Raw genomic sequence first — 26,837 nt, 5'->3', positions numbered from 1 at the left:
ATTCGCACTGTCCAGTCGGCGCCGGGTCGCCGACCGCGAGGACGTCCGTCACCGCCGACGGGGTTCGAAGCGGGCGTCACCGCGCCAATCCACTCCCCGGAGGTCCGACGATGGTCCCCCCGACGGAAGCTCCCGCCACCGCCCCCGCTCGCCGCACGCCCGCCCGCAAGGGCAAGAAGCGCGGTGAAGGGCAGTGGGCGCTGGGCTACCGCGAGCCGCTCAACCCCAACGAGCGCTCGAAGAAGGACGACAACCCGCTCAACGTGCGGCAGCGGATCGAGACGATCTACGCCCACGGCGGGTTCGACTCGATCGACCCGGCCGACCTGCGCGGACGGTTCCGCTGGTGGGGTCTGTACACCCAGCGCGCCCCGGGCATCCCGGGTGCGCGCACCGGGACCATCGAGCCCGAGGACCTCGACGACCGCTACTTCATGATGCGGATCCGCATCGACGGCGGCGCGATGACCACCGAGCAGCTGCGCGTGGTCGGTGAGATCGCCCAGACCTACGCGCGCGACACCGCCGACATCACCGACCGGCAGAACGTGCAGCTGCACTGGGTGCGGGTCGAGGACGTGCCGACGATCTGGGAGAAGCTGGAGTCGGTCGGCCTCTACACCACCGAGGCCTGCGGGGACTGCCCGCGCGTGCTGCTGGGCTCGCCGGTCGCCGGGATCGCCGCGGACGAGATCATCGACGCCACGCCGGCGATCAAGGAGATCTCCGAGCGCTACATCGGCGACAGGTCGCTGTCGAACCTGCCGCGCAAGTTCAAGACCGCGATCAGCGGCTCCCCGCGCTGGGACACCGTGCCCGAGATCAACGACGTGTCGCTGGTCGGCGTGGTGCACCCCGAGCACGGTCCGGGCTTCGACGTGTGGGTCGGCGGCGGGCTGTCGACCAACCCGAAGCTGGCGGTCCGGCTGGGCGCCTGGGTGCCGCTGGAGGAGGCCGCCGAGGTCTGGCTCGGCGTGGTGCAGATCTTCCGCGACTACGGCTACCGCAGGCTGCGCAACCGCGCGCGGCTGAAGTTCCTGGTCAACGACTGGGGCGCGGAGAAGTTCCGGCAGGTGCTGGAGGACGAGTACCTGGGCCGCAAGCTGATCGACGGCCCGGCGCCGGAGACCCCGGCCGCCCGCGACCACATCGGCGTGCACAAGCAGAACGACGGCAACTTCTACGTCGGCGTCAAGTCGCAGGCCGGTCGGGTCACCGGCTCGACGCTGGTGGAGGTGGCCAAGGCCGCCGAGCGCGTCGGCTCGTCCCGGGTGCGCACCACCGTCGAGCAGAACCTGCTGGTGCTCGACGTGGCCGAGTCCGATGTGGACGGCCTGGTCGGCGACCTCGGCAAGCTCGGGCTGCAGGCCGACCCGTCGCCGTGGCGGCGCAGCGTGATGGCCTGCACCGGCATCGAGTTCTGCAAGCTGGCCATCGTCGAGACCAAGCAGCGCGCGATCGACCTGATCAACGAGCTGGAGGAGCGGCTGGCCGACATCCAGGGCGATGTCGACAACCCGGTCACGGTCAACCTCAACGGGTGCCCGAACGCCTGCGCCCGCACCCAGGTCGCCGACATCGGGCTCAAGGGGCAGATGGTGCCCGACGGCGAGGGCAACCAGGTCGAGGGCTTCCAGGTGCACCTGGGCGGCGGGCTCGGGCTCGACGCCGGCTTCGGCCGCAAGATCCGCGGCCACAAGGTGACCTCCGCCGAGCTCGGCGACTACGTCGAGCGGTTGGTGCGCCGCTACCTCGCCCAGCGCGACGAGGGCGAGCGGTTCGCGCAGTGGGTCGCCAGGGCCGAGGAAGACGACCTGAAGTGAGCGCGCCCGAAGGCAGGGCGGTGCCGTTCTACTGCCCGTACTGCGGTGACGAGGACCTCACTCCGGAGCCGGAACCGGCCGGGGCGTGGAAATGTCAGTCGTGCCTGCGGGTCTTCAAGGTGAGCCTCGTAGGACTGTCCCTCGGAGGAACCGAAGAGTCATGACTGCCGAAACCACCACGAACGTCGGCGTCCGGCGCGGCGACGACGAGCTGCGCGCCCTGGCCGAGGAGGCCGCGCCGCGGCTGGCCGATGCCACCGCCGAGGAGGCGCTTCGCTGGGCCGCGGACACCTTCGGCGAGAACCTCATCGTCGCGTCGAACATGCAGGACGCCGCCCTGGTCGACCTGGCAGCCAAGGCCAGCCCGGGCGTGGACGTGCTGTTCCTGGAGACCGGCTACCACTTCGCCGAGACGATCGGCACCCGCGACGCCGTGGCGCAGGTCTACGACGTCTCGATCGTCAACGCCGTTCCCGAGCAGTCGGTGGCCGAGCAGGACGCGAGCGAGGGGCCGAACCTGTTCGAACGCGACCCGAACCGGTGCTGCTTCCTGCGGAAGGTGGTGCCGCTGCGCAACACGCTGGCCCGCTACGAGGCGTGGGTGACCGGCGTGCGGCGCGTTGAGGCGCCGACCAGGGCGAACACGCCGATCGTGACCTGGGACGAGCGCAACGGCCTGGTCAAGATCAACCCGCTGGCGGCGTGGAGCGACGAGGAGATGGACGCCTACATCGCCGAGCACGGGGTGCTGGTCAACCCGCTGGTCCCGGCAGGTTATCCGTCGATCGGGTGCCAGCCGTGCACGGCGAAGCCCGCCCCGGGCGCGGACCCGCGCAGCGGGCGCTGGGCCGGAAACTCGAAGACCGAATGCGGCCTGCACGGCTGATTCGTGAGTCGGGGACTCACGAGGGAGGAATCAGGGCATGACCACCGACCATGAGATCGAGCTGCCGGACACCCCGGCGCCGAGCGAGGCACCACCCCAGGTCGACAACCTGGACGCGCTGGAGTCCGAGGCGATCCACATCTTCCGCGAGGTGGCCGGGGAGTTCGACCGGCCGGTGATCCTGTTCTCCGGCGGCAAGGACTCCACGGTCCTGGTGCACCTGGCGCTCAAGGCGTTCTGGCCCGCGCCGGTGCCGTTCCCGTTGCTGCACGTCGACACCGGCCACAACTTCGGCGAGGTCATCGACTTCCGCGACGAGCTGGTCGCCCACCACGACCTGCGGCTGGTGGTCGCCTCGGTGCAGGACTACATCGACGACGGGCGGCTGCAGGAGCGGCCGGACGGCACCCGCAACCCGCTGCAGACCCAGCCGCTGCTGGACGGCATCAGCGAGAACCGCTTCGACGCGGTGTTCGGCGGCGGCCGCCGGGACGAGGAGCGCGCCCGCGCCAAGGAGCGCATCTTCAGCCTGCGCAACGCCTTCGGCCAGTGGGACCCGCGCCGCCAGCGCCCCGAGCTGTGGAACCTCTACAACGGCAAGCACCGGCCGGGCGAGCACGTCCGGGTGTTCCCGCTGTCGAACTGGACCGAGCTGGACATCTGGCGCTACATCCAGCGGGAGAAGATCGAGCTGCCCGACATCTACTTCGCCCACCGCCGCGAGGTCTACCAGCGCGACGGCATGTGGCTGACCTCGGGCCCGTGGGGCGGGCCGCGCGAGGGCGAGGCCGTCGAGGAGAAGACGGTCCGCTACCGCACCGTGGGCGACGGTTCGTGCACCGGCGCCGTGGAGTCCGAGGCATACACGGTGGACGACGTGATCGCCGAGGTCGCCGCCAGCCGGCTCACCGAGCGCGGCGCGACCAGGGCCGACGACCGGATGTCGGAGGCCGCGATGGAGGACCGCAAGCGGGAGGGCTACTTCTAGAGATGACCGAGACCACTACCCGCACGGCGCCGGACTCCGGCACCGAGGTGACGTTGCCGGTGCACACCGACCAGCTGCGGCTGGCCACCGCGGGCTCCGTCGACGACGGCAAGAGCACGCTGGTCGGGCGGCTGCTGCACGACACCAAGTCGGTGCTGGCCGACCAGCTCGACGCGGTGCACCGCGCCAGCGCCGACCGCGGCCTGCAGACGCCGGACCTGTCGCTGCTGGTCGACGGCCTGCGCGCGGAGCGCGAGCAGGGCATCACCATCGACGTCGCCTACCGGTACTTCGCCACGCCGAAGCGCTCGTTCGTGCTGGCCGACACCCCGGGGCACGTGCAGTACACCCGCAACACCGTGACCGGTGCCTCCACCGCGCAGCTCGCGGTGCTGCTGGTCGACGCCCGCAAGGGCGTGCTGGAGCAGACCCGGCGGCACGCGGCCGTGCTGGCGCTGCTGGGGGTGCCGCGGCTGGTGCTGGCCGTGAACAAGATCGACATGGTGGACTACGACGAGGCGACCTACCGGCGCATCGCCGAGGAGTTCACCGCGCACGCCACCGCGCTCGGCTACGCCGACGGCACCGTGGTGACCATCCCGGTTTCGGCGCTGCACGGCGACAACGTCGTGGAGAAGTCGGAGCAGACGCCCTGGTACGAGGGACCGGCGCTGCTGGAGCACCTGGAGAGCGTGCCGGTGGCCCCGGACCCGCACGACGTGCCGTTCCGGATGCCGGTGCAGTACGTCATCCGCCCGCGAACCGCGGAGTACCCGGACTACCGGGGCTACGCCGGGCAGGTGGCCGCCGGTGTGGTCGCCGAGGGCGACGAGGTCGTGGTGCTGCCCGCGGGCGTGCGCACCCGGGTGTCCAAGGTGGACACCCCGGACGGCGCGGCGCCGCGGGCCGCGGCGGGCCGCTCGGTGACCGTGCTGCTGGAGGACGACGTCGACATCTCGCGCGGTGACCTGATCGCCGCCGCGGGCTCGGCGCCCACCGTCACCGACGAGGTCGACGCCACGGTGTGCTGGCTGGCGGAGAAGCCGCTGCGGCCGGGCGCGCGCGTGCTCGTCAAGCACGGCACCCGCACGGTGCAGGCGATGGTGACCGAGCTGACCGCCCGCTTCGACGAGCAGCAGCTCTCGAGCGTGGAGACCCCGGAGTCGTTGGAGCTCAACGAGATCGGCCGGGTGTCGCTGCGCACCTCGGAGCCGCTGCCGATCGACGAGTACGCCGCGAGCAGGCGGACGGGTTCGTTCCTGGTGATCGACCCCTCCGACGGCACCACGCTGGCCGCCGGGCTCGTCGGCCTGCCGCTGGCGCCGCTGCGGGGCGGGTCCGCGTCCTGACGCGGCTCCTCCCCCGAGGCGCCGGACATCGCCTCGAGCGGCGCGAACCGCCATGCGCCGAAGGCGGATCGATCCGCCGGTACGACAGCAGGAGGGGCTCGGCGGCTCCGGCCGCCGAGCCCCGCACCACGCCCGAGAGCCAGGAAGATGAACGCACCCCTAGTCGCCGTCGCGCACGGCAGTCGTGACCCGCGTTCGGCGGCGACGATCCACGCCCTGATGGACGTCGTCCGCGCGATGCGCCCGGATCTCGACGTGCGCACCGCGTTCCTCGACCTGTCCGCGCCGCGCCTTGGCGACGTGCTCGGCGCGGTGCACGGCGACGGGCACCGGGAAGCCGTAGTGGTGCCGCTGCTGCTCGGCCGCGCGTTCCACGCCCGCGTGGACGTGCCCGCGGCCGTCGCCGACGTGCAGCAGCGGTTTCCCCGGTTCCGGGTGCACACCTCCGACGTCCTCGGGCCCGACAGCAGGCTCGACGAGGCCGCGTGGGGACGGCTGGCGCAGACCGGCGTCGGCACGGACGACCCGGAGCTCGGGGTGGTCCTGGCCGGCGCGGGCTCCTCGCACGACCCGGCCAACCGGCTCGTCGCCGACGTCGCCACCCGCTGGCAGGCCCGCACGTCGTGGGCCGGTGTAGTCGCCGCGTTCGCGGCGGCGGCCGACCCGGACGTGCCCGCGGCCGTCGCGGACCTGCGCGCCCGCGGTGCGCGGCGCTTCGCGGTCGCGTCGTGGTTCCTGGCCCCCGGTCTGCTGCCGGACCGGATCGTCCGCCTCGCCCGCGAGCACACCGGCGAGCCGGTGCTGGCCGAGCCGATGGCCGACCACCCCGGCGTGGCGGAGCTGGTCCTCCATCGCTACGCCGACGCCCTCGCCGCCACATCGCATCCCGCGGAGTACCCCCGGGCGCAGTGAGCGGTAGGTGTTCGGCCACAGGCGGCACGACTAGAATCGGCTCATGAGCGTCACGCACGAGGATCTTCACCAGCTGGTGGAGCGACTGCCGAGCGACAAGCTGGACGATGCCGCTTCAGCGCTGGCGAACCTCGTCACGCAGCATGTCGGGTTGGCCGATGAACCAGTTCGCGACCTGAGCGCGTACGCAGGGTCTTTCTCCGCCGAACCGGACCTCGCTCAACGCACCGAGGAGTTCCTCCGGGACCGTTTCCGCGACGATGGCGACACCGTGTGATCATTGTCGACACCGGTCCCCTCGTAGCGCTTGGCAACAACCGCGACAACTTCCACTCGGCATCGGTGCACCTCTTGTCGCGTTACCCGGGGCGCCTCCTCGTTCCTTCGCCGGTGCTCGCCGAGACGTGCTGGATGCTCGAAAGCCGGGTGGGAACGGACGCGGAGTTGAAGTTCCTCGACCTGGTGCGCACGGGATGTTCGAACTCGTGGAGCTAACTATCGAAGATGTCGACCGGATCCACGAACTGGTAGCCAAATACGCCGATCTTCCGCTTGGTGCCACCGACGCGTCCGTGGTCAGCATCGCCGAACGCCTGGGCGTCGCCGCACTCGCCACGCTCGACCGGCGTCACTTCTCGGTTGTCCGTCCCCGCCACATTCCTGCATTCACGCTGCTGCCCTGACGCCACACCGCCATCCCGCCATTCGGACACCTCCTGCGACGCGTGGTGCGCTTGGACCACCCGCGCAGCGCCGGTGGGATCAAGAGCTGCCTGCCGTCGGCGGCGTCGGCTGGTCCGATCTTGCGAGATCTGGCCAATTCCAACCAGCGGCACAACCTTGCGGGCATGATGCGTCACGTGCGACCCGGCTGGGCGCACGACCACCGGCAGCGACGCGGAACATCCCCGACAGTCCCGCTCGCTGCCGGACCCGAACTCGCAGGTGGCCACATGAACGCCCAACCGCACCTGATCGCCAGGGTCCGACCGGAGCTCGCTCGGACCGAGCGAGAGCTGTCCTGCCACCTGTTCCCGCTGCCCGCCGACGGGACGCTGCCCGCGTCGCTGCGCGCGTACTGCGGTTTCGACATCGTCCCCGGGCAGGCCGAGCAACTCGACGGACCGGCTGGGATGCCGTGCATGCCGTGCCTGCTGCAGGCCGCGCTGGCGAGCTGAACCGCAATCACGCGCTGACGCAGAGTGTTTTGGGAGAACACTAAACTTCACACCAAGTGGTCATGAGAGAGTTCTTCCCTAGCGCGTAGCGACGGAACCGGGCGCAAACCCACCGCGTCCGACCGTCAACCGCACTGTCGAGTGAACTTCACCTAGGGTTGATCACTGGGCTGCGGAGATCAAGGGCTGGACGAGAAGTCGGGGGCAACAGCGGGAGATGAACACGCAGCAGCCGAACCGGCCGGTCATCACGCCGGCCATGCGGGAGCAGGCCACCAAGCAGCCCAACACCTGGCTGTACGTGGTCGACCCGATCTTCACCGACCCGAACGCCGAGGTGCCGCCGTGGGGTTTCATCGGCGGCTACCGGGTCGACGAGCGCGGTGAGCTGACCGAGGACTTCTCCCCCAACCCGAACTACCGGCCGTCGCCCGTCGCGCTCCGGCTGCCCGCCCCGACCAACGACGTCGAACGCGCGCTGCAGCTCAGCACCACCGGTTACGCCCCCGGCCAGGCGTTGCTGGCCGCGCTGCTGGACGCCGAGCTGATCCTGTTCGCCCAGCCGCAGGGCAGCGGGCTGTTCACCATGGAGCACGAGTCGGGCCGCAGGCAGCTCCAGCTTTTCACCTCCGAGACGTATCTCCCGGCCAACTGGACGACGTGGCAGCGCATGACCGGCCGCAAGCTGGCCGGGCTCAAGGTCACCGGGATGGATCTGCAGATCAACCCGACGAGCCAGGTCAAGGCCCGCATCCCCGCCGAGGACCTGGTCAAGGCCGCCGCCGCGGTCCCGCCCAAGGCCCCGGTGGTCGCCCCGGCGGGCCCGGCGCCCAACGGCGTCCCGCCCACGGCCAACGGCGCCGCCCTCCCGGCCGCGACGGGTGTGCCGAAGACGGCCGAGCCGGACCCGGCCGAGACCGACTTCGGCCGCCGCTTCATGGGCTCGATGCTGGCCGGCGCCATCGGTGACGCGCTGGGCGCGGCGGTGGAGTTCTACCCCGTCGACCAGATCCGCAGCCGCTACGGCGCGCAGGGCGTCAGCGACTACGACCGCGGCAGCGAGCGGGCGGGCGAGTTCACCGACGACACCCAGATGGCGCTGTTCACGCTCGAGGGGCTGATCCGCGGGCACATCGCCACCCGCTCCGGCGACGCCGACAGCCCGCTTTCGGCGGTCCAGCTCGCCTACCAGCGCTGGCTGCACACCCAGGGCTACGCCTGGCCGCGCGCGGCGGGCCCGTTCGTCGACGAGCACCCCGAGCCGAACGGCTGGCTGGTCCAGCAGCGGGAGCTGTTCGCGGTGCGCTCGCCGAACAGCAGCTGCATAACCGCGTTGCGCGAGTTCGCCTCCGTCGGTGCCCCCGGCACCTTCGAGCGGGCGATCAACGACTCGCAGGACTGCGGTGGCGTCGTGCGTGCGGCTCCGGTCGCCCTGTGGTCGCAGGACCCCAGGGAGGTCTTCGAGCTCGCCGCCGCGACCGCCGCCCTCACCTACTCCAGGCCCAGCGGCTACCTGCCCGCGGGTGTGCTGGCGGTCATCGTGCACCGGCTGCTGCGCGGCGAGAAGCTGCCCGCGGCCGTGGCCGAGGCCCGCGCGCTGCTCGTGCGGTACCGGGGCTACCGGGAGACCGACCGCGCCCTGCAGGCGGCGGTCGACCTGGCCGCGAGCGGCAAGCCGAGCCCCGAGGAGCTCAAGGACACCCTCGGCGGCGGCTGGGCCGGGCACGAGGCGCTGGCCATCGCGGTGTGCGCGGCACTGAGCACCGACGGCATCGCGGCCGCGGTGATGGTGGCTGTCAACCACTCCGGCGACAGCGACTCGACCGGCGCGATCTGCGGCAACATCGTCGGCGCCCTCTACGGCGCCACCGCGCTGCCGGGCGTGTGGCTGCGCGACCTCCAGCACCGCGCGCTGGTGGAGGTGCTGGCCAAGGACGCGTTGATGGAGTTCGGCCCGACGCCGCCTGCCAGCCCCGGCTGGGCGCAGCGCTACCCGGCCGAGAAAGACATCTCGGAGCTGGTCTTCACCTCGGTCCTGCCCGCCGCGGGAAACGAGGAACCCGAGGAGGAGCCCGAGCACGCTCCGGAGCCGGAGGAGGAGCCCGACGACCCGGACCGGCCCGTCATCGACGTGCCGACCGAGAAGCGGACGGTGGCCAGGGAGAGCGCGCAGGACCGCCTCGACCCCGACGCGGCCCCGGAAGCACGGGCGGAGGCCGACCAGGAAGACGAGGGCGCGACGCAGGTCGTCTCCGGCGACGCCGTGGCCGCCGCAGGCGCGCCTGCGGCCGAGCCCGAAGCGCCCGTCCACGCCGAGCAGGTTTCGTCCGTCGGCGCCGAGCAGGCTTCGGCCGAGACCCAGCAGCCGGCTGAGCCCGACGTATCGGCCGAGCCCGCAGAAGACGCCGAGCCGGCCGAGACCTCGACACCGCAGGCCACGCCCGAGACCACACCGCCGCCAGAGGCGCGCGCCGAGAAAGCCGAGGCCGAGCAGCAGGCAGACGCCGGTGGCGCGGCTGCGGAAACCGCCACGCCCCAGGCCGAGCCCGCGGCGGACGTCACCCAGCGCACCACCGTCACCGTCAGCCGGCCCGGACAGGCTCCCCTGGTCGCGGCCCCCGCTCCCGACCGCGAAGCCAGGATCAGCGGCTTCCTGCTCGGTGGCGCGGTCGGTGACGCCCTCGGCTACCCGATCGAGGACGAACCGCTGGAGTCGATCCGGCGCAAGTACGGCCCGGCGGGCCTGACCGACTTCGTCGACGCCCACCGGCCCGGCGGGTCGATCAGCGACGACACCCAGATGACCCTGTTCACCCTGGACGGGCTCATCCGGGCCGGCATCCGCCGCAGGCTCTACGGCGAGACCGAACCCGGCACCCAGGTCCAGCACTCCTACCAGCGCTGGCTGCACACCCAGGGCTTCGACTGGCGGGAGGCGGGCGGCCCGCTGGCAGGCAGCGCGCCGGACGGCTGGCTGATCCGGCAGAAGGGCCTGTTCGTCCGCCGTGCTCCCGGTGCCACCTCCATACAGGCCCTGCACGGCTACGCCACCGGCCGCGAGCAGGGTTCCTTCGACAACCTGCTCAACGACTCCAAAAGCTGCGGCGGGGTGATGCGGGCGGCGCCCGCGGGCCTGTGGTCGCAGGACACGGCCGAGGTCTTCCGGGTCGGCGCGCTGACCGCCGTGCTCACCCACGGCCACCCGAACGGCTTCCTGCCCGCGGGCGCGCTGGCCGTCATCGTCCAGCAGCTCGTGCTCGGCGGCTCGCTGCCGGTCGCCGTCGACCGCGCGCTCACCGAACTGTCCACTTGGGACGGCTCCGAGGAGACGACCCGCGTGCTGCGGCTGTCGATCGAGCTGGCCACCGAGGGAACCCCGACGCCGGAGCGCATCCACGAGCGCCTGGGCGAGGGCGACGTGGGCGAGCAGGCGCTGGCCATCGCGGTGTGCGCGGCGCTGTCGCACCCGGGTTCGTTCGCCGACGCGGTGCTGCTGGCGGCCAACCACTCCGGCGACAGCGACTCGACCGCCGCGATCTGCGGCAACATCATGGGCGCCGCGCAAGGGGCGGCGGCCGTGCCCGAGCGGTGGCTCGGCAGGCTGGAGCTGCGCGAGGTCATCGAGCAACTCGCGCAGGACGCGTCGCGGGAGTTCAGCGCGAACCCGCCGACCGACGACGAATGGCTCCAGCGCTACCCCATCGGCCCTGCCGGTGAGGTCGCCCCGCAGGCCCCGGAACAGGCTGCCGAAGCACCGGACGCGGGAGCCGACGAGCAGGACGCAGTGGTGGCCGAGCAGTCGGTGGCCGAGGAATCGGCGGCCGAGCAGCCGATGGCCGAGCAGTCGGTGGCCGAGGGATCGGCGGCCGAGCACTCGGAAACCGAGCCCCCGACGATCGGACAACCGGCGCCGGAGCAGACCGCTGACCAGCCCACCGACACCGGCACGGCCCCGGAGCAAGCCGAGGTCGTCTCCTCCGGGGACACCGCGTTCCCCACCGAAGACCAGACCGATGCCGTCGAGGAAGTCGTGGAGCAGCCCGCCGATGCGGCGGCGAAGTCCAACTATGACGCGAACTCCGCCGTGGAGGCCGGGCCGTCCGAGACCGCTCCCGCCGAAGCTCCGTCCGCCGGAGAGACCGCGGAGGAGACCGTCGGCGACGACACCGAGGACGACGGCCTGTCCGACGAGGAGCTGCGTCTGCTCGCCGCCTGGCGCAAGTTCCGCGACGGCGACGAGGACACCCCCTCGGACCTCTCGCAAGGCCTGCACAAGCTGCTGGTCGAGGCGTTCGGCGCCGAGCGCGCCGCTCAGCTCGTTGGCGAGGCTTCGGAGGAGGAGCCGACCGGCGGGGCGCTCGCCGAGGAGACGCCGGTCCAGCTCAGCACGCAGGAGCGCTTCGCCGGCTGCGTCCTGGGCACGGCCGCCGGTGACGCGCTCGGTGCGCCCTGGATGTTCACCGGCCTGGCCGCTCTCCTGCGGGAGAACCCCGACGGCGTCGACGAGTTCGCCGAGCTGTTCGGGCGCCGGGGCACCGCGACCGCGGCGGCGCAGCAGTCGGTTTTCCTGCTGGACGGCATGATCCGCGCGCGCATCCGGGAACGTTCGCGCGGTATCGCCGACTCGGTGCCCGCGATGGTGCTCGCGACGTTGCAGCACTGGCTGTGCGCGCAGGGGGCTCGGTTCCGGCCGAAGCTGCCCCTGGGCGAGCTGGCCGAGGCCGAGGCGCTGCGGGCCCAGCGGTTCCCCGACGAGCCGAGCCTGATCGCGCTGGCCCGGCTGGAGGGGCGCGGTGACGTCCCGACCGCGAGCAGGCCGCTGAACTCGGCGCGCAGCACCGCCGCCACCGTGCGCGGCGCGGTCCTCGGATTCCACGCCGACACCCCGGAGAACGCCGTCTCCCTCGGCGCCGACGTCGCGGTGATCACCCACGGCCACCCCGACGGCTACCTGCCCGCGGGTGCGCTCGCCGGTCTCGTCGCCGCGCTCGACAGCGGCCGGACCCTCGCCGACAGCGTGCAGACGGTGCTGGCGGAGCTGGACCGGCGCGAGGGCGCCGAGGTCACCGCCACCGGCCTGCGGTCCGCGGTCGAGCTGGCGGGCAGTGGCAAGGTCTCGCCGGTCGCGCTGGAGGAGCTGGGCTTCGGCTGGAACGCGCCGGAAGCGCTGGCCATCGCGGTCGCGGCGGCGCTGTCGCACCCGAACTCCTTCACCGACGCGGTGTCGCTGGCGGCCACGCACTCCGGCAACAGCGCCGCGACCGCGGCGATCTGCGGCAGCCTCATGGGCGCGGGCCGCGGCGTGCGGGCGGTGCCGGACGAATGGGCGCGGCAGCTGGAACTGCGCGAGGTCCTGGAACCGCTCATCGACGACTTCGGCAGGATCGAGGAGGAGATCGTCACCGACCGCGCGCTGCCCGACTGGGCTCATCGCTACACCGGATAGGACTACGTGGACCGAACAGGCAGGGACAACGGGTCGCAGGGCCGGCTCACCGAGGCCGAACTCGCGTTGCTTGCCACCTGGCGGGAGGTCAGGGGCGGCGGGCGGCCCGCGTCGCGTCCTCGCCCGCGCCTCGACCCGGTCGAGGAGGCGTTGCTGGGCACCTGGCGCGCCTGGCGCGACTCCCCCGCCTCCCGGCCGCCGTGGGCAGCGCGGTTGCAGCACCGGCTCGCCGACGACGTGTCCGAACCCGCCCCTGCCACCGGACTGGCCGACCGCTCCGGCTTCCTGCCGGAAGCACCGAGCCGGTTCCTCGGCATGCTGCTGGGCGGTGCGGTCGGCGAGTTCGTCGCGCGGGGTCACCGGGGTGCGGGTCAGCGCGGCACCGCGACCATGTTCGCCCTCGAGGGACTCATCCGCGCCCACACCCGGCTGCGCGCCGCTGGCGACGGCGACCCGGTCGACGGGGTCCTCGAGGGCCTGCAGCGCTGGATGCACAGTCGCGGAGTGCCGTGGCAGGACTGCGGATCGCTGCGGCCGAACCCGGACGGCTGGCTGGTCGAGCGCGGCCGCCTGCGTTCCCGGTCCACCGACGAGCCCACGCTGCTGACCGCGCTGGCGGCGATCGCGGCCGGGAAGCCCCGCGGCACCCGGCAGCAGCCGGTCAACGCCTCCGACTCGGCGACCGCGGTCTCGCTGGGCGCGCTGGCCGCGCTGTGGTCCGGCGACGCGGTGTTCCCGCTGGCCTGCGACCTGGCCGCGCTTACCCACGGCCACCCGCACGGCCACAACCCGGCGGGTGTGCTCGGCGTGGCCGTCTCGGCGCTGCTGCGGGACGTGCCGCTCACCGAGGCCCTCCAGCGCGGGCTCGCCGCCTGGCACAGCCAGACGCTCGCGCACGCGCTGCGGCTGGGCCTGAGCAGCCCCGCCGGGTCGCTGCCCGCACGCAGGCACCTGGACTCCATGGGCGAGGGCCGCAGCGGGCTCGGCGCGCTCGCCGTGGCGATCCGCGTCGCCACGGCCTGTCCCGACGACTTCGCGACCGCGGTCCGCATCGCCGCCGACCACGGCGGGGACACCGCGTCGTCGGCGATGATCTGCGGGCAGCTGCTCGGCGCGCTGCACGGGCCGACGGCGATCCCGGCGGAGTGGCTGGCCGCGCTGCCGGAGTTCCGGCTGGTCGAACGACTTGCCACCGACGCCGCCGCCGAGTTCGGCCCGCATCCCGACGAGTCCGGGGAATGGGCCCGCCGGTACCCGACCGAGGACCCGCACGAGTCGCAGGCCCCGGTGCCCACCGCGCTGACCTCGGTTCCGCAGCTCGCCGCGTCGCGGGACCGCTTCGTCGGCGCGGTGCTCGGCTGCGCGGTCGGCGAAGCACTCGGCGGGCCGGTCGCCGGTGCGGGCTGGGACGAGATCCGCGACCGGCACGGTGCGAACGGCCTGCGGGCCTACGTGCCCGCGGGCCACCCCGCCGGTCGCCTCGGCAGCGACACCCAGCTCATGCTGTTCTCGCTGGAGGGCATGATCCGGGCCGGCGTAGCCCGCGAGCGCAGCGGCATCACCGACCCCTCCCGCCACGTCCAGCACGCCTACCAGCGCTGGCTGCACACCCAGCACCTGAGCTGGGCACGCGCGGCAGGCGAGTTCCTGCGGCACACCCCCGAACCCGACGGCTGGCTGGTGCGGCAGCGGGCGCTGTTCCAGACCCGCAACCCCGGGCGCACGATGATGCGCACGCTCATCGCGTTCGCCAAGGGCCAGCAGGAGATGGGCACCCCGCAGAACCCCGTCAGCGACTCCAAAGGCAGCACGGCGGTCATGCGAGCCGTTCCGGCGGCGCTGTGGAGCGACGACCCGGCGGCGGTGTTCACCGTCGGCATGAACATCGCCGCGCTGACCCACGGCGATCCGCTGGCCTACCTCAGCGCGGGCACGCTGGCGTACCTGGTCGCCGCGCTGATGGACGGTGCCGAGCTGGCCGACGCCGCCGAGGCGGCCATGTCCCACCTCGGCGGCAGGCCCGGGCACGAGGAGGTCACCCGCAGGCTCTCGGCGGCGGTCCGGCTCGGCCGGTCGGGCCCGGCGCCCGCCGAAACCGTGGAGGCGACCATCGGCAGCGGCTGGAACGCCCCGGAAGCCCTCGGCATCGGCCTGTACGCGGCGCTGGCCTCGGAAGGCGAGTTCGACGTCGCGCTGCCGATGGCGGTGAACCACTCGGGCAACAGCGCGACCACCGGAGCGGTCTGCGGCAGCCTCGTCGGGGCCGCGCGGGGCGCGGAGGCGATCCCGGACCGCTGGATCGCCGACCTGGAGCTGCACGAGGTGATCGAACAGCTGGCGCAGGACGCGACCCTGGAGTTCGGACCCCGCCCCCCGCGCGGCCCCGACTGGCTGGAGCGCTACCCCAGCACGTGAACGCCAAGGCTCCGACTCGTTGAGGTGCAGTCCTCAGTCGAGACGCAGCGCGTGCCGCAGGGCGCCGCGGATCTCCTCGAACGCGACGGGTTCGGTGCCCATCAGCACGCGGGCACAGATGCCGTCGGCGACGTCGACCACGGTCTGGATCGTTCGGGGGTCGTCGGTGTGCTCGGCCGCCGCGTCGGCGACCTTCTCCCGCCAGTGCCGCGCGATCGGCCGCAGAGCCGGACGCCGGGCGGCCAGCAACGTCAGCTCCCGCTCTGCGACCGCTCGGGTGCGGCCCGGCCCGCCCGCGTCGGCGATGAGCCGGGCGATGCCGTCGATCCCGTCGGACCCGCTGTCGACGATCTCCCGGAGCTGGCGGGCGTAGTCCTCCGCGGCGGCGGTGAGCGCGGCGACGAGCAGCTCGTCGAGCGTGGCGAAGTAGTAGACCGCCGAGCTGGCCGGGCAACCCGCCTCGCGGGCCACCGCGCGGTGGGTCACCCCGGCGACGCCGTCGCGCTCGACGACCGCGAGGGTCGCCGCGATCAGCTCGGCACGCCTGCGCTGCCCCCTGGCGCGGCGGCCGTCGGTGGCAGTTGCGGGTTCGGTCAATGCTGCCCTCCCAACTCCAGTGAGATCACGCCGCCGATCACCAGCACGATGCCGATCATCTGCACCCAGGTAAGGGTGTCACCGAGGAAGGCTGCCCCGACCAGCGCCACCGCGGTGACCCCCAGCGCCGCCCAGATGCCGTAGGCCACGCCCATGTCCATGCCCTGCTTGAGGGCCAGCGAGAGCAGGTAGTACGCCCCGACCACGCCGGTGATCGCGATCGCCGACGGGACCACCTTGGTGAATCCCGCGGAGAAGCGGGTGGCGAGCGCACCGATGACCTCCGAGGCGACGGCACCGAGCAGGAGCAGGTAAGCCATTCCGGGTCCCTCCAGACAATTTAGTTGAACTATAGTTCAACTACCTGGTCCCGACTATGCCACAGCCGCGCTGGAGGCGGGTATCGGCACCGCTGGATCACCAACGGGGGAACGGCTAACGTTCGCGCCATGGCCGAAGAACTCGTGCACCTCACATCCGACGCCGGCATCGCGACGATCACGCTGGACTCGCCGCACAACCGCAACGCGCTGTCCGCTCAGCTGCGCCGCGAGCTGCGGGACCACTTGGAGAGCGCGATCGCCGACGACGCGGTGCGCGTGATCGTCCTGGCCCACACCGGGCCGGTGTTCTGCGCGGGCATGGACCTCAAGGAGTCCCGCGCGGCGGGCGCCGAGGACCAGGGCGTGAACGAGTTCCCCGAGCTGCTGGAGCGGATCTGGAACAGCCCGAAGCCGGTGGTGGCCAGGCTGGCCGGTCCGGCACGCGCGGGCGGGGTCGGCATCGTGGCCGCCTGCGACATCGCCGTCTGCGCCGACACCGCTACCTTCGCCTTCTCCGAGGTCCGCATCGGCGTCGTCCCGGCGGTCATCTCCGTGACCGTGCTGCCGCGGCTGCATGCCAGGCAGGCCCACGAGCTGTTCCTGACCGGGGAGACCTTCAGCGCGCGGAGGGCGGTCGAGATCGGCCTGCTCAACTCCACGGTCGCGGCCGAGGCGCTCGACGCCGAGACCCGGCGCTACACCGACATGCTCGCCCTCGGCGGCCCGAAAGCTCTCGCGGCCACCAAGGAGATGCTGCGCCGCACCCGTCCCACCGACATGGGCGAGGACTTCACCCAGATGCTGGCGCTCTCGGCCGGGTTCTTCGCGAGCGAGGAGGGCCAGGAAGGCATCCGCGCCTTCGCCGAGAAGCGCAAGCCCTCGTGGGCGCCGCAGAGCTGACCCTCGCCGTCCGGTCGGCTCCTCGGAGCCGACCGGAGTCTCCGTCCGGTCGGCTCAGCCGCCGATGTGCTTCCGCCACGGCCCCGCGGCGAGCAGCCAGTGCGGAACTAGCTTGACGGGGAACGGGAAATCGGTCTCGAAGACGTCCTCGCCGAAGGCCTGGCGACCCTCGCTGTACTCACCGTCTGCCAGCCGCAGTTCGGCGATCCCGGGCTTGTCGGCCGCTGGGCTGATGATCCAGTACGCCTCGATCCCGAACGCGGCGTACTCCCGGCGCTTGGTGTGGTGGTCGCGGAAAACGCTCTCCGGCGACACGACCTCGACCGCCAGCAACGGCGGTTTGGTCAGGTAGGGGTGCTCACCGTCCTCTTCGTGGAGCACGACCACGTCAGGTATGCGGTGATGGGTCCGCTCGGCGTTGAGGTTGAGGCCCACACCGGGTGCAACCACATAGCCGTCCGGCGCCACGGCGTTCAGATGGAAGCACAGCCGACCCTCGATGACGCCGTGCCCATAAGCGGGTGCGGGGGACACGTCAAGTCTCCCGTCGACCAGCTCGTAGCGGCGCCCGTCGTCGGGTACCCGCTCCAGGTCGTCCACGGTCAGCGGCGCGCGCTGCCGGTGAGTCGCCCTCGCGTCCATGACGGTCATACTGCCTCCGATCGACCACGGGAGCCAGTATCGAGGCCGGGGGCCGTTCACGAACGGGCGACCAAGATCCCCGGCGTCAGTTCCGGGTCAGGACCGCGGTGAAGGTCCGGCCGCAGAAGGAGGTCTCCGACGCCTCCTTCAGCACCGCGCTGATCTTCCGGTAGGCCTTCGGGTCGTAGTCGGCCAGGGCCTGGTAGCCGGACCAGATCAGCACGTGCTCGCCCTCGGGCAGCCAGGACAGGTCAGTGAGGCAGTCGTAGAGCGCGTCGAGGTTGCGGCCCGCCCACTCGGGGAAGTCCAGGACCGCGGCGATGCCGTCGAGCGCCGCGCGCTTGCTGACCAGCTCCGAACCGTCCAGGACGTGCGCCGCCGCGCCCCGTCGCTCGGCATCCTCGGCTGCTTTGACGGCGCTGACGTCAGTGGAGGGTTCCTCCAACCCGCTCACCGCCGGCTCCTTCCCCAGCACTGCGCTGGCCCACTTCGTCGTGAACATCGCACTCATCCGTCGGGATCGACGACCACGAACGACTCGTAGTGGTCGCCGGTGTAGTAGATCTCGGAACGTTCGCCGGTGATCAGCCGCCGGGCACCCCGGTCCGGCGAGCCCGGGGTCGGCACCGTGTACTCGTGGTAGTAACCGGAAGGCCGCTCGGGAAGCCGTTCCTCCCGGTTGGAGAACACCGTGCCATCCCTGCCCGGATACCGGAAGGGGGCCCCGTCGGCGATCGACTTCCAGGTGGCCCGGACCTCCGGCGGCAGGGCCGACATCGGACTCACCTGGAGTCCGGAATCGGCCGCGCCGGGCACCTGCTCGTCGCCGGCACCGGTGTAGTCGCGCACGAACCAACCGATCACGACCAGCGCGATCAACCCGACCAGGGCGACCGAGATGCGCTTGCGGGAGCTCACCGCCCGCCTCCAGCGCCCGCCTCAGCCCGCACTGCGGCCTCCTGCCACTCCGTCGCGGCGGCCGACGGGCGGCTCGGCGTCGCGGACCCGGGTGAGCTTCGCGCCGAGCGCGTCGATCCCCCGGTCGATCAGCCAGCCCACGCCCCAAGCGAGGGGGACCAGCACCGCGAGCACCAGTGTCACCTGGAGCGGGTAAGGAAGCTGCACGAGCCACAGCTCGGCAGCGTCCCACCACTCGACCAGCCACTCCATCACGGAGCGCAAGCGTACGCCCGGCCTCCGCGTTGCGTCAGGCACCCCGGGTGAGGCGGCGCCCATCACCCACACGTGGCACGTGCACGCACTGCCAGCCGGCGCCCCGGCGACGCTCGCCCCTGCCCGGCGGCACCGGACAGGGGCGAGGCGGGCTCACCGGCCGGAGTGCTCGCGGACCGACTTGATGATCGCCCCGAAGTCGTAGCCCGCGCCGCCCTCGTCGTTGAACCGCTGGTAGAGCTCCGTGGCCAGGCGGCCGATCGCGGCGTCGGTACCGCTCTGCTCCGCAGCCGAGGCCGCCAGCTTGAGGTCCTTGAGCATCAGCGCGGCGGCGAAACCCGGCTCGTACTCGTGGTTGGCCCTGCTGGTCTCCACCAGCCCGGGAACCGGGCAGTTGGTGGTCAGCGACCAGCACTGACCGGTGGAGACCGACACCACGTCGTAGAGCGCCTGGTGGGACACCCCGAGCCGTTCGCCCAGCACGAACGCCTCGCTGACGGCGATCATCGACGCGCCCAGGACGAGGTTGTTGCACATCTTGGTGACCTGGCCGTTGCCCGGACCGCCGCAGTGGATCACCTTGCGCGCCATCGGCTCCAGCACCGGCTGCGCGCGGTTGTAGTTCTCCTCGGTGCCACCGACCATGAACGTCAGCGTGCCGGCCTCGGCACCCGCGGTCCCGCCGGAGACCGGCGCGTCGACCGAGCCGAACCCGGCCTCGGCGGCCCGCTCGTGGGCTTTCCTGGCGTCGGCCACGTCGACCGTGGACGAGTCGATCAGCAGCGTGTCCGGCGAGGCGGCGCCGAGCACCTGGTCGTAGCACTCCAGCAGCTGCTTGCCGCCGGGCAGCATCGTGATCACCGCGTCGGCCCCGGTCACGGCCTCGGCGATCGAGCCCGCGGGCGTGACGCCGGTGGCCTCGGCGGCCTCCAGCGCTGCCGGCGCCAGGTCGAAGCCGCGGACCTCGTGGCCCCCCTTGACCAGGTTCGCCGACATCGGCCCGCCCATGTGGCCGAGTCCGATGAAACCGATGACAGCCATTGTCATGTCCCCTTCCAGCACCACTCAGCCAGCACCGCCGGCACACACCGCCCGGACCGGGCGGACACCCGGTCCGCTTCTCCTGGCGCCGACGGCTCAGCCGTCGAGCCCGAGCTCCCCGGCGCCCCTCGGCTCGAAGAACTTCTCCACCAGCGCGCCGTCGACCTCGTCGAGCCGCGCGGGCGACCACTTCGGGTCGCGGTCCTTGTCCACCAGCGTCGCGCGCACGCCCTCCACCAGGTCACCGATCAGGATGCAGGCCATCGACACCCGGAACTCCTGGTCCAGGGCCTGCTCCAGCGACCTGAAGCCGGTGCGCAGCGACCGCAGGGTCACCTTCAGCGACGTCGGCGACTTGGTCTCGATGGTCTCGGCGGCCTTCTGCGCCGCCTCCTCCGGGCGCTCCCGCAGCCGCCGCAGGACCTCCTCGACGGTGTCGGCGGAGTACGCCGCGTCGATCCACTCGCGCTCGGCCTCCAGCGGCGCCCGCGGCGGCCGCTGGGAGAGATCTCCGAGCACCTGGTCCACCGCGCCGTCGGCCAGCCCCTCGACCAGCTCGCCCAGCCGGGAGCTGTCGACGTGGTGGTCGGCGAAGCCCGCCACGATCGCGTCGGCGCCGGTGACGGGCGCACCGGTCAGCGCCATGTGCGTGCCCAGCTCACCGGGCGTCCGGGACAGCAGGTAGGTGCCGCCGACGTCGGGCACGAAACCGATGCCGACCTCCGGCATGCCGATCTTGGAGCGCTCGGTCACCACCCGGTGCGAGCCGTGCGCGGTGACACCGACGCCACCGCCCATGGTGATGCCGTCCATCAGGCCCACGACCGGCTTCGGGTAGCGCGACAGCGCGGAGTTGAGCCGGTACTCCTCGGCCCAGAACGTCGCGGTGAACTCCTCGTCACCGGCCTTGGCCGCGTCGTAGAGGGCGCGGATGTCGCCGCCCGCGCACAGCCCGCGCTCCCCCGCCCCGTCGATCAGGACCGCCTCGATGTGCTCGGCGTCGCGCCACCGCCGCAACGTCTCGGTCATCGTGCGCACCATGCCCAGGGTCAGGGCGTTGAGCGCCTTCGGGCGGTTGAGCGTGATCCGTCCGAGCGCACCCTGTTCGCTGAGCAGGATCTCGGGCGAAGCTGTCATGATGCCGACTCCAGTTCCTTGCGGGACACCCGTCCTGCGCGGACGTGCCCGAGCGCGGCGCACGTGACGACCGCGCCGCCGCGGGAAGGCGACGCGGGAGACTGCGAGCACTCGCCGCTCACGGGGCCTCCAGCAGTCCGCGGGAGATGATCAGCCGCATGATCTCGTTGGTACCTTCCAGGATCTGATGCACCCGCAGGTCGCGGACGATCTTCTCCAGGCCGTACTCGGCAAGGTATCCGTATCCTCCGTGGATCTGAAGCGCCTCGTTGGCCACCGCGAACCCGGCGTCGGTGGCCAGCCGCTTCGCCATCGCGCACAGCCTGGTGGCCGCGGGGTCCTTCACGTCGAGCGCCCAGGCCGCGCGCCAGAGCAGCATCCGCGCCGCCTCCAGCTCGGTGGCCATGTCGGCGAGTTTGAACCGCAGCACCTGGAAGTCGCTGAGCTTGGAGCCGAACGCGCTGCGTTCGTGCACGTAACCGAGGCTCTTGTCCAGCGCCGCCTGGGCGCCGCCCAGCGAGCATGCCGCGATGCTGAGCCTGCCGCCGTCCAGCCCTGCCATGGCGATCCGGAAGCCGATGCCCTCATCACCGAGCCGATGCGTCGCGGGCACCCGCACGCCCTGGAACACGACCTGGCGCGTCGGCTGGGCGTTCCAGCCCATCTTCTTCTCGTTGGGACCGAACGACAGGCCGGGCGTGTCGCCCTCCACGACGAAGGTGGAGATGCCCTTCGGCCCCGGCTCGCCGGTCCTGGCCATCACGACGTAGACGTCGGAGTTGCCGCCGCCGGAGATGAACTGCTTGACGCCGTCGAGCACGTAGTGGTCGCCGTCGCGGACCGCACGGGTCTGCAGAGCCGCGGCGTCGGACCCGGCCTCGGGCTCGGTCAGGCAGTAGCTGCCCAGGCGCTCCATCGAGCACATCGCGGGCAGCCAGCGGCGCCGCTGCTCGTCGTCGCCGAAGCGGTCGATCATCCCGGCGACCATGTTGTGGATGGAGACGTAGGCGGCGATCGACGGGTCGCCGGTGGCCAGCGCCTCGAAGATCAGCACCGAGTCGAACCTGCTGAGCCCGCTGCCGCCCACCAGCTCGTCGACGTAGACGCCGCCGAGCCCCAGGGTTCCCGCCTCGCGCAGCACGTCGGTCGGGAAGTGCTTCTGCTGGTCCCACTCGACGGCGTTGGGCGCGAGCCGCTCGGCGGCGAACTCCAGGACGGTCTCCTGGATGGTCCGCTGGTCCTCGGTCAGCTCGAAAGGCGAGGCCGGTGCGGATGCCGTGACCGACACGTCTCCTCCCTCCCCGGGCGGCGTCGCGCCTCGGATCGGCGGCACGGCCGGTCGGCCTGCCGCGCAGTGGTTGGCGAGCGGCCTGTTCGAGGCCGCCCGCGAGAGTGATCGGGCGGGTGCGCAGCCGGTGAATGCGCAGGCTGCGCACCCGCTTGCGTGTCATCCGACCTCCGGTCGGATGACGCTGCCGCTCCTGACTGAAGCCCCATCGGGGGTTTCGAGTCCGCTTACCTCTCATCCGGCCTCCGGCCGGATGGCGCTGCCGCGCCTTTCTGAGGCCCTATCGGGGGCCTCAGTTCATCGTCGGGATGGTGAAGCTCGCGCCTTCCTTCAGGCCGGAGGGCCAGCGGGAGGTGACCGTCTTGGTCTTGGTGTAGAAGCGGATCGAGTCCGGGCCGTGCTGGTTGAGGTCGCCGAAGCCGGAGCGCTTCCAGCCGCCGAAGGTGTGGTACGCGATCGGCACCGGGATCGGCACGTTCACCCCGACCATGCCGGTGTTGACCCGCGAGGTGAACTCGCGCGCGGCGTCGCCGTCACGGGTGAAGATCGCGACGCCGTTGCCGAACTCGTTCTCGTTGGGCAGGCGCAGCGCCTCGTCGTAGTCGGCGGCGCGCACCACCGACAGCACCGGCCCGAAGATCTCCTCCTGGTAGATCCGCATGTCCGGCTTGACCCGGTCGAACAGCGAGGCGCCCATGAAGAAGCCGTCCTCGTTGCCTTCCATGCGGAAGTCGCGGCCGTCGACCAGCAGCTCGGCGCCCTCCTCGACGCCCACGCCGACGAGGTCGTGCACCCGCTGCCACGCCTGCTTGGTGATCAGCGGCCCGAAGTCGGCGTCGGAGTCGAAACTGGTGCCGATCTTGAGCTTCCGGACCCGTTCGACCAGCTTCTCCACCAGTGCCTCGGCGGTCGGCTCGCCGACCGGCACCGCCACCGAGATGGCCATGCAGCGCTCACCGGCCGAGCCGTAGCCGGCACCGACCAGCGCGTCCACCACCTGGTCGAGGTCGGCGTCGGGCATCACGATCATGTGGTTCTTGGCGCCGCCGAAGCACTGCGCCCGCTTCCCGTGGGCGGCGGCCGTGGAGTAGATGTACTCCGCGATCGGCGAGGAGCCGACGAAGCCGACGGCCTGGATGCGCGGGTCGGTCAGCACCGCGTCGACGGCGGTCTTGTCGCCGTTGACGACGTTGAAGATGCCCGCCGGCAGCCCGGCCTCGATGAACAGCTCGGCCAGCCGCAGCGGCACGGAAGGGTCGCGCTCGGAGGGTTTGAGCACGAAGGCGTTGCCGCACGCGATGGCCGGGGCGGCCTTCCACAGCGGGATCATGGCCGGGAAGTTGAACGGCGTGATGCCCGCGACCACGCCGAGCGGCTGACGCATCGAGTAGACGTCGATGCCGGTGCCCGCGTTCTCGCTGTACTCGCCCTTGAGCAGGTGCGGGATGCCGGTGGCGAACTCGACGACCTCCAGGCCGCGCTGGATGTCGCCCCTGGCGTCGGCGACGGTCTTGCCGTGCTCGGAGGCCAGCAGCCGGGCCAGCGAGTCCATCTCGTCGTTGACCAGCTGCAGGAACCGCATCAGCACCCTGGCCCGCTTCTGCGGGTTCTGCGCGGCCCAGGCGGGCTGCGCCTCGGCGGCGTCGGCGACCGCCGCCTCGACCTCCTCCTTCGCGGCCAGGGCGACCCTGGCCTGCACCTTGCCGGAGTTCGGATCGAACACGTCACCGAAGGAACCCGACGTTCCCGCCACTCGCTTCCCGCCGATGAAGTGCCCAAGCTCGTTGGTCATAACGCAACGCACCCTTCGCCCGCCGTCACTTCCAGATACTCGGAAGCCAAACCTTTTGTACTCCAATCTTTCCCAAATTCCGAGCCATCGCAACAGGTGTCCTACGTCACATGATGCCCCTCCGGGCGACGCGTGCGCCCCCTCCGGTTCACCCACACGGGAACGCGACCCGTTGCCGAGCCGATCAAGGACGGCTAGGTTCACCTCATATAGTCACTTTTCTATATAGGAGAACAGCGATGATTCGTACCGCGGGCGTCAACGAGCTGGTCCTGGAGGTCGCGGACCTCGAAGCGGCCGAGCGCTTCTACACCGAGGTCCTCGGCTTCCCGTTGATCGAACGCTGGGAGGGCGAGGGCTTCCGCGGCCGGGAGGCCGTCTGGGTCCTGGCCGGCGGTACGCGGATCGGCCTGTGGAAGCCCGCGCTTGGGATCTCACGGGCGCGGGGCGGAGTCCACGTGCACTACGCGCTGTCAGTGGCGGCCGAGGACTACGACGCGGTCGTCGAGGGCGTCCGGTCGCGCGGCGGTGTGGTCGACGAGGTGGAGTTCGGGCCGGGCAACGCTAGGTCGGCCTACGTCGCCGACCCGGACCACAACGTCGTCGAGTTCTGGACCTGGGACGTAACCCAGGGCAGCCCCGGCGCTCCCCGGGCCGTCACCGACGGGGTCTACGGCCTGTGACCGGGCTGTCCCGGCGACGGCGGGAGCCCGACCTCGGCACCGGCCGTCCAACTCGGCGGAAGAATTCCGCGTCGGCCTGACAACCTGCCGGCCGCCCGGACCCGTATTACCGTCCGACGGGAGGGGGCGAGGCTTGAAACAGCGTGACGAGGAGTTCGCCGAGTACTTCGACGCCCGGGTGGTGAGCATGCGCCGCACCGCGTTCCTGCTGTGCGGCGACTGGCACCGGGCCGAGGACCTGGTCCAGACCGCGTTGACCAAGATTTACGTGGCCTGGCCCCGGATCAACCGCGGCGGCAACGTCGACGCCTACGCGCGGCAGGTGCTGGTGCGCAGCGCGATCGACGAGTCCAGGCGGAGCTTCCGCAAGCGCGAGACCGCGCTGCCGGAGGTCCCCGAGCGCGGCACCCCGGCCGACGACGTCGGCGAGACCGTCGACCTGCGCAACGCCCTGGCGGCGCTACCGCCCGGGCAGCGGGCGGCGGTGGTGCTGCGGTACTGGGAGGACCAGTCCGTGGAGTCGACCGCGCAACTGCTCGGGTGCAGCACGGGGACGGTGAAGAGCCAGACCGCTCGCGGGCTGGCCGCTCTGCGCAAGCTGCTCGGCTCCGCCCAACCCGCGACAGGGGGGTACCGATGAACTGGGATGACGAGGAGATCCGCGACATGCTGAACAGAGCCGTCGGGCCGGAGCCCGAGCTCGACATCCGGCGGGAGGAGATCGTCCGCCAGGGCCGACGCAAGCTCCGCGCGCGCTGGGCGGTCACCGTGGCCGGACTGTCGACGGTGGTGGGCGGGGTCGTCTTCGGCGCCGCGGCGTTCGCCGGCGGTGCCGGGACGCAGGACATCGAGCCCGCGCGGCAGGGTTTCGAGCAGCCGCCACCGGCGTCGATCCCGGCCCCGGTCCCGCCGCCGCCCTCGTTGCCGGTACCGCAGCCGCCCGAGTCGTCGGTCCCGGCACCGCACCCGCCCGAGTCATCGGTCCCGGTGCCGCCGCCGGACGCGGTGCCCGTGCCGCCTCCGGGGCCGGTGCCGGTCCCGGTGCCGCCACCAGGAGCGGAACCGGTACCGGTACCCGGGGCCGAGCCGAGCTTCCCCGCCGAGCCGACGCGGAGCTTCCCGGCCGAACCGCCGAGCAGCGCGGCGGCACCGCGCCCCTGACCCGGCCCGCCGGTGGCCGTCCCGGTCCGCAGTGGACGGTCACCGGCACCGCTCTCCGCACCGCGAGATCGACGTCGCCTGGCTACTCTCGTGGCATGTCATCCGAGCCGCTGGATGTACTGGCGATGGCCGACCTGGTCACGCCCTTCGCGGTGCGGACCGCGGCCACCCTCGGCGTCGCCGACCTCGTCAGCGGCGGCCCGGTCGCGCTCGCCGAACTCGCGCGGAGCTGCCGCGCCGACGCCGACCCCCTCGGCCGGGTGCTGCGCTTCCTGGTCCACAGGGGGGTGTTCGAGGAACCCGAACCCGATGTCTTCGGACCGAACGAGGCTTCCCGCGCCCTGCAGTCCGACGCGCCGCACGGCGCCCGCGCGTGGCTGGACCTCGACGGCGCCATCGGGCGCGCCGACATGGCGTTCGTCGAGCTCATCGAACAGGTGAGGGGTCGCCACACCGCCTACCGGACCGCGTTCGGCCGCACGTTCTGGGAGGACCTGGAGCACAGCCCGCGGCTGTCGGACTCCTTCGACGCCCTGATGGCGGCCAAGACCAGGGCGATCGCACCCGGCGTGGTGGCCGCCCACGACTGGGGCCGCTACCGCGCGGTCGCCGACGTCGGCGGCGGGGAGGGCGTGCTGCTGGGCGAGATACTGCGGGCGCATCCGGAGTTGCGCGGAATCCTCGTCGACCTCGCCGCCCCGGTGCTGCGGGCGGCCGGGCACCTGCGGGAACACGGGTTCGACGAGCGGATCGAGACCGTGGCGGCCAGCTTCTTCGACCCGCTGCCGGTGGTCGCCGACGCCTTCGTGCTCTGCGACGTCCTCAACGACTGGGACGACGAGGACGCCGTGCGCATCCTGCGGCGGTGCGCCGACGCCGCCGGCCCGCACGGCCGGGTGCTCGTCGTCGAGCTGACCGCGGGCCCGGACGTCATGCAGCTCTACACCGAGGTGGACCTGCGGATGATGGTCTACGTCGGCGGGCGGATGCGCGATCTCGAGGCCACCCGCCGCATCGCCGCCGCGGCGGAGCTGGCGGTGGTCGGCGTGGCCCGGCTGGACAACGGCTACTGCGTCATCGAATGCGCCGCGGGCGCGTGAGCA

General features: G+C 72.0%; 25 protein-coding genes. 15 read left to right on the top strand and 10 right to left on the bottom strand.

All coding sequences use genetic code 11. The features are described 5' to 3' along the window. The first annotated feature begins 110 nt into the window (after positions 1 to 110). From HUO13_RS09735 to HUO13_RS09690, 10 genes are all read left to right on the top strand, one after another. Positions 111 to 1,823: a nitrite/sulfite reductase gene (locus tag HUO13_RS09735; protein ID WP_211901099.1), complete on the top strand. Its 1,713-nt coding sequence runs from the start codon at positions 111 to 113 to the stop codon at positions 1,821 to 1,823. Positions 1,824 to 1,983: 160 nt separating this feature from the next. Beyond that, positions 1,984 to 2,709, top strand: a complete 726-nt coding sequence (locus HUO13_RS09730; RefSeq protein WP_211901097.1) for a phosphoadenylyl-sulfate reductase — start codon at positions 1,984 to 1,986, stop codon at positions 2,707 to 2,709. Positions 2,710 to 2,746: 37 nt separating this feature from the next. Continuing rightward, positions 2,747 to 3,697, top strand: a complete 951-nt coding sequence (gene cysD / locus HUO13_RS09725) for a sulfate adenylyltransferase subunit CysD (RefSeq protein ID WP_249124584.1) — start codon at positions 2,747 to 2,749, stop codon at positions 3,695 to 3,697. 2 nt (positions 3,698 to 3,699) lie between these two features. After that, the gene (locus HUO13_RS09720) at positions 3,700 to 5,046 is read left to right on the top strand and encodes a sulfate adenylyltransferase subunit 1 (protein ID WP_249124582.1); all 1,347 of its coding nucleotides are present in this window, start codon (positions 3,700 to 3,702) and stop codon (positions 5,044 to 5,046) included. Positions 5,047 to 5,193: 147 nt separating this feature from the next. Continuing rightward, positions 5,194 to 5,958 (top strand): sirohydrochlorin chelatase, encoded by a 765-nt coding sequence (locus HUO13_RS09715; RefSeq protein ID WP_211901096.1) that lies wholly within the window; start codon positions 5,194 to 5,196, stop codon positions 5,956 to 5,958. A 43-nt stretch (positions 5,959 to 6,001) separates the two neighbouring features. Next, complete coding sequence (locus HUO13_RS09710) at positions 6,002 to 6,235, top strand: hypothetical protein (RefSeq protein WP_211901095.1); 234 nt, start codon at positions 6,002 to 6,004, stop codon at positions 6,233 to 6,235. 196 nt (positions 6,236 to 6,431) lie between these two features. Then, positions 6,432 to 6,641, top strand: a complete 210-nt coding sequence (locus tag HUO13_RS09705) for a PIN domain-containing protein (RefSeq protein ID WP_249124581.1) — start codon at positions 6,432 to 6,434, stop codon at positions 6,639 to 6,641. Between the two features lie 270 nt (positions 6,642 to 6,911). Further along, entirely contained in the window at positions 6,912 to 7,136 is a 225-nt protein-coding gene (locus tag HUO13_RS09700; protein ID WP_211901094.1) for a hypothetical protein, read from the top strand. 217 nt (positions 7,137 to 7,353) lie between these two features. Further along, positions 7,354 to 12,582 (top strand): type VII secretion system-associated protein, encoded by a 5,229-nt coding sequence (locus HUO13_RS09695; RefSeq protein WP_211901092.1) that lies wholly within the window; start codon positions 7,354 to 7,356, stop codon positions 12,580 to 12,582. A gap of 6 nt (positions 12,583 to 12,588) precedes the next feature. After that, positions 12,589 to 14,997 carry an ADP-ribosylglycohydrolase family protein gene (locus HUO13_RS09690; RefSeq protein ID WP_211901087.1) on the top strand — a complete coding sequence of 803 codons (2,409 nt, stop codon included), beginning with the start codon at positions 12,589 to 12,591 and terminating at the stop codon, positions 14,995 to 14,997. Positions 14,998 to 15,030: 33 nt separating this feature from the next. Here HUO13_RS09690 and HUO13_RS09685 read toward each other — a convergent pair whose 3' ends face one another. Both HUO13_RS09685 and HUO13_RS09680 read right to left on the bottom strand, forming a co-directional pair. After that, a complete protein-coding gene (locus tag HUO13_RS09685; protein ID WP_211901085.1) occupies positions 15,031 to 15,594 on the bottom strand; it encodes a TetR/AcrR family transcriptional regulator in 564 nt (187 codons plus the stop codon). Continuing rightward, on the bottom strand, positions 15,591 to 15,914 hold the full coding sequence (locus HUO13_RS09680) for a DMT family transporter (protein ID WP_211901084.1): 324 nt from the start codon (positions 15,912 to 15,914) through the stop codon (positions 15,591 to 15,593). Before HUO13_RS09680 ends, HUO13_RS09685 begins: the two co-directional genes overlap by 4 nt. A gap of 129 nt (positions 15,915 to 16,043) precedes the next feature. On the opposite strand from HUO13_RS09680, the gene HUO13_RS09675 reads away from it, so the two are divergent. Next, on the top strand, positions 16,044 to 16,817 hold the full coding sequence (locus tag HUO13_RS09675) for an enoyl-CoA hydratase-related protein (protein WP_211901082.1): 774 nt from the start codon (positions 16,044 to 16,046) through the stop codon (positions 16,815 to 16,817). 54 nt (positions 16,818 to 16,871) lie between these two features. Here the strand turns inward: HUO13_RS09675 and HUO13_RS09670 are convergent, their stop codons facing one another. The 8 genes from HUO13_RS09670 to HUO13_RS09635 form a co-directional block, all read right to left on the bottom strand. Then, positions 16,872 to 17,459, bottom strand: coding sequence for a Uma2 family endonuclease (locus HUO13_RS09670; protein WP_249124579.1), 588 nt, complete (start codon positions 17,457 to 17,459; stop codon positions 16,872 to 16,874). An 85-nt stretch (positions 17,460 to 17,544) separates the two neighbouring features. Continuing rightward, complete coding sequence (locus HUO13_RS09665; RefSeq protein WP_249124577.1) at positions 17,545 to 17,913, bottom strand: barstar family protein; 369 nt, start codon at positions 17,911 to 17,913, stop codon at positions 17,545 to 17,547. 53 nt (positions 17,914 to 17,966) lie between these two features. Further along, positions 17,967 to 18,377: a ribonuclease domain-containing protein gene (locus tag HUO13_RS09660; RefSeq protein WP_211901079.1), complete on the bottom strand. Its 411-nt coding sequence runs from the start codon at positions 18,375 to 18,377 to the stop codon at positions 17,967 to 17,969. Between the two features lie 21 nt (positions 18,378 to 18,398). Beyond that, complete coding sequence (locus HUO13_RS09655; protein WP_249125073.1) at positions 18,399 to 18,629, bottom strand: hypothetical protein; 231 nt, start codon at positions 18,627 to 18,629, stop codon at positions 18,399 to 18,401. Between the two features lie 156 nt (positions 18,630 to 18,785). After that, the gene (mmsB, locus tag HUO13_RS09650) at positions 18,786 to 19,679 is read right to left on the bottom strand and encodes a 3-hydroxyisobutyrate dehydrogenase (protein WP_349253368.1); all 894 of its coding nucleotides are present in this window, start codon (positions 19,677 to 19,679) and stop codon (positions 18,786 to 18,788) included. A 90-nt stretch (positions 19,680 to 19,769) separates the two neighbouring features. After that, positions 19,770 to 20,810, bottom strand: a complete 1,041-nt coding sequence (locus HUO13_RS09645; protein WP_211901077.1) for an enoyl-CoA hydratase/isomerase family protein — start codon at positions 20,808 to 20,810, stop codon at positions 19,770 to 19,772. Between the two features lie 118 nt (positions 20,811 to 20,928). Continuing rightward, positions 20,929 to 22,098, bottom strand: a complete 1,170-nt coding sequence (locus tag HUO13_RS09640; RefSeq protein WP_211901075.1) for an isobutyryl-CoA dehydrogenase — start codon at positions 22,096 to 22,098, stop codon at positions 20,929 to 20,931. Positions 22,099 to 22,390: 292 nt separating this feature from the next. Next, positions 22,391 to 23,890 (bottom strand): CoA-acylating methylmalonate-semialdehyde dehydrogenase, encoded by a 1,500-nt coding sequence (locus HUO13_RS09635; RefSeq protein ID WP_211901074.1) that lies wholly within the window; start codon positions 23,888 to 23,890, stop codon positions 22,391 to 22,393. 239 nt (positions 23,891 to 24,129) lie between these two features. Here HUO13_RS09635 and HUO13_RS09630 point away from each other — a divergent pair, with 239 nt between their 5' ends. The 4 genes from HUO13_RS09630 to HUO13_RS09615 all read left to right on the top strand — a co-directional run bounded on the left by HUO13_RS09630 (position 24,130) and on the right by HUO13_RS09615 (position 26,834). Beyond that, positions 24,130 to 24,573, top strand: coding sequence for a VOC family protein (locus HUO13_RS09630; protein ID WP_211901073.1), 444 nt, complete (start codon positions 24,130 to 24,132; stop codon positions 24,571 to 24,573). Between the two features lie 133 nt (positions 24,574 to 24,706). Beyond that, positions 24,707 to 25,213, top strand: coding sequence for a SigE family RNA polymerase sigma factor (locus tag HUO13_RS09625; RefSeq protein ID WP_211901071.1), 507 nt, complete (start codon positions 24,707 to 24,709; stop codon positions 25,211 to 25,213). Beyond that, entirely contained in the window at positions 25,210 to 25,734 is a 525-nt protein-coding gene (locus HUO13_RS09620) for a hypothetical protein (protein ID WP_211901070.1), read from the top strand. Before HUO13_RS09625 ends, HUO13_RS09620 begins: the two co-directional genes overlap by 4 nt. A 95-nt stretch (positions 25,735 to 25,829) precedes the next feature. Beyond that, positions 25,830 to 26,834 (top strand): methyltransferase, encoded by a 1,005-nt coding sequence (locus HUO13_RS09615; protein ID WP_249124575.1) that lies wholly within the window; start codon positions 25,830 to 25,832, stop codon positions 26,832 to 26,834. The last annotated feature ends 3 nt before the right edge of the window (positions 26,835 to 26,837 follow it).

It is taken from the genome of Saccharopolyspora erythraea, assembly GCF_018141105.1.
GTDB lineage: Bacteria > Actinomycetota > Actinomycetes > Mycobacteriales > Pseudonocardiaceae > Saccharopolyspora_D > Saccharopolyspora_D erythraea_A.
This window is presented reverse-complemented; position numbering and strand designations above follow the sequence as displayed.

Bases quoted from the DNA above. Each gene is read 5' to 3' on its own strand.
- HUO13_RS09735 (WP_211901099.1), top strand. From the start codon at position 111: ATGGTCCCCCCGACGGAAGCTCCCGCCACCGCCCCCGCTCGCCGCACG.
- HUO13_RS09730 (WP_211901097.1), top strand. From the start codon at position 1,984: ATGACTGCCGAAACCACCACGAACGTCGGCGTCCGGCGCGGCGACGAC.
- cysD (WP_249124584.1), top strand. From the start codon at position 2,747: ATGACCACCGACCATGAGATCGAGCTGCCGGACACCCCGGCGCCGAGC.
- HUO13_RS09720 (WP_249124582.1), top strand. From the start codon at position 3,700: ATGACCGAGACCACTACCCGCACGGCGCCGGACTCCGGCACCGAGGTG.
- HUO13_RS09715 (WP_211901096.1), top strand. From the start codon at position 5,194: ATGAACGCACCCCTAGTCGCCGTCGCGCACGGCAGTCGTGACCCGCGT.
- HUO13_RS09710 (WP_211901095.1), top strand. From the start codon at position 6,002: ATGAGCGTCACGCACGAGGATCTTCACCAGCTGGTGGAGCGACTGCCG.
- HUO13_RS09705 (WP_249124581.1), top strand. From the start codon at position 6,432: ATGTTCGAACTCGTGGAGCTAACTATCGAAGATGTCGACCGGATCCAC.
- HUO13_RS09700 (WP_211901094.1), top strand. From the start codon at position 6,912: ATGAACGCCCAACCGCACCTGATCGCCAGGGTCCGACCGGAGCTCGCT.
- HUO13_RS09695 (WP_211901092.1), top strand. From the start codon at position 7,354: ATGAACACGCAGCAGCCGAACCGGCCGGTCATCACGCCGGCCATGCGG.
- HUO13_RS09680 (WP_211901084.1), bottom strand. From the start codon at position 15,914: ATGGCTTACCTGCTCCTGCTCGGTGCCGTCGCCTCGGAGGTCATCGGT.
- HUO13_RS09675 (WP_211901082.1), top strand. From the start codon at position 16,044: ATGGCCGAAGAACTCGTGCACCTCACATCCGACGCCGGCATCGCGACG.
- HUO13_RS09670 (WP_249124579.1), bottom strand. From the start codon at position 17,459: ATGGACGCGAGGGCGACTCACCGGCAGCGCGCGCCGCTGACCGTGGAC.
- HUO13_RS09655 (WP_249125073.1), bottom strand. From the start codon at position 18,629: ATGGAGTGGCTGGTCGAGTGGTGGGACGCTGCCGAGCTGTGGCTCGTG.
- mmsB (WP_349253368.1), bottom strand. From the start codon at position 19,679: ATGACAATGGCTGTCATCGGTTTCATCGGACTCGGCCACATGGGCGGG.
- HUO13_RS09645 (WP_211901077.1), bottom strand. From the start codon at position 20,810: ATGACAGCTTCGCCCGAGATCCTGCTCAGCGAACAGGGTGCGCTCGGA.
- HUO13_RS09635 (WP_211901074.1), bottom strand. From the start codon at position 23,890: ATGACCAACGAGCTTGGGCACTTCATCGGCGGGAAGCGAGTGGCGGGA.
- HUO13_RS09630 (WP_211901073.1), top strand. From the start codon at position 24,130: ATGATTCGTACCGCGGGCGTCAACGAGCTGGTCCTGGAGGTCGCGGAC.
- HUO13_RS09620 (WP_211901070.1), top strand. From the start codon at position 25,210: ATGAACTGGGATGACGAGGAGATCCGCGACATGCTGAACAGAGCCGTC.
- HUO13_RS09615 (WP_249124575.1), top strand. From the start codon at position 25,830: ATGTCATCCGAGCCGCTGGATGTACTGGCGATGGCCGACCTGGTCACG.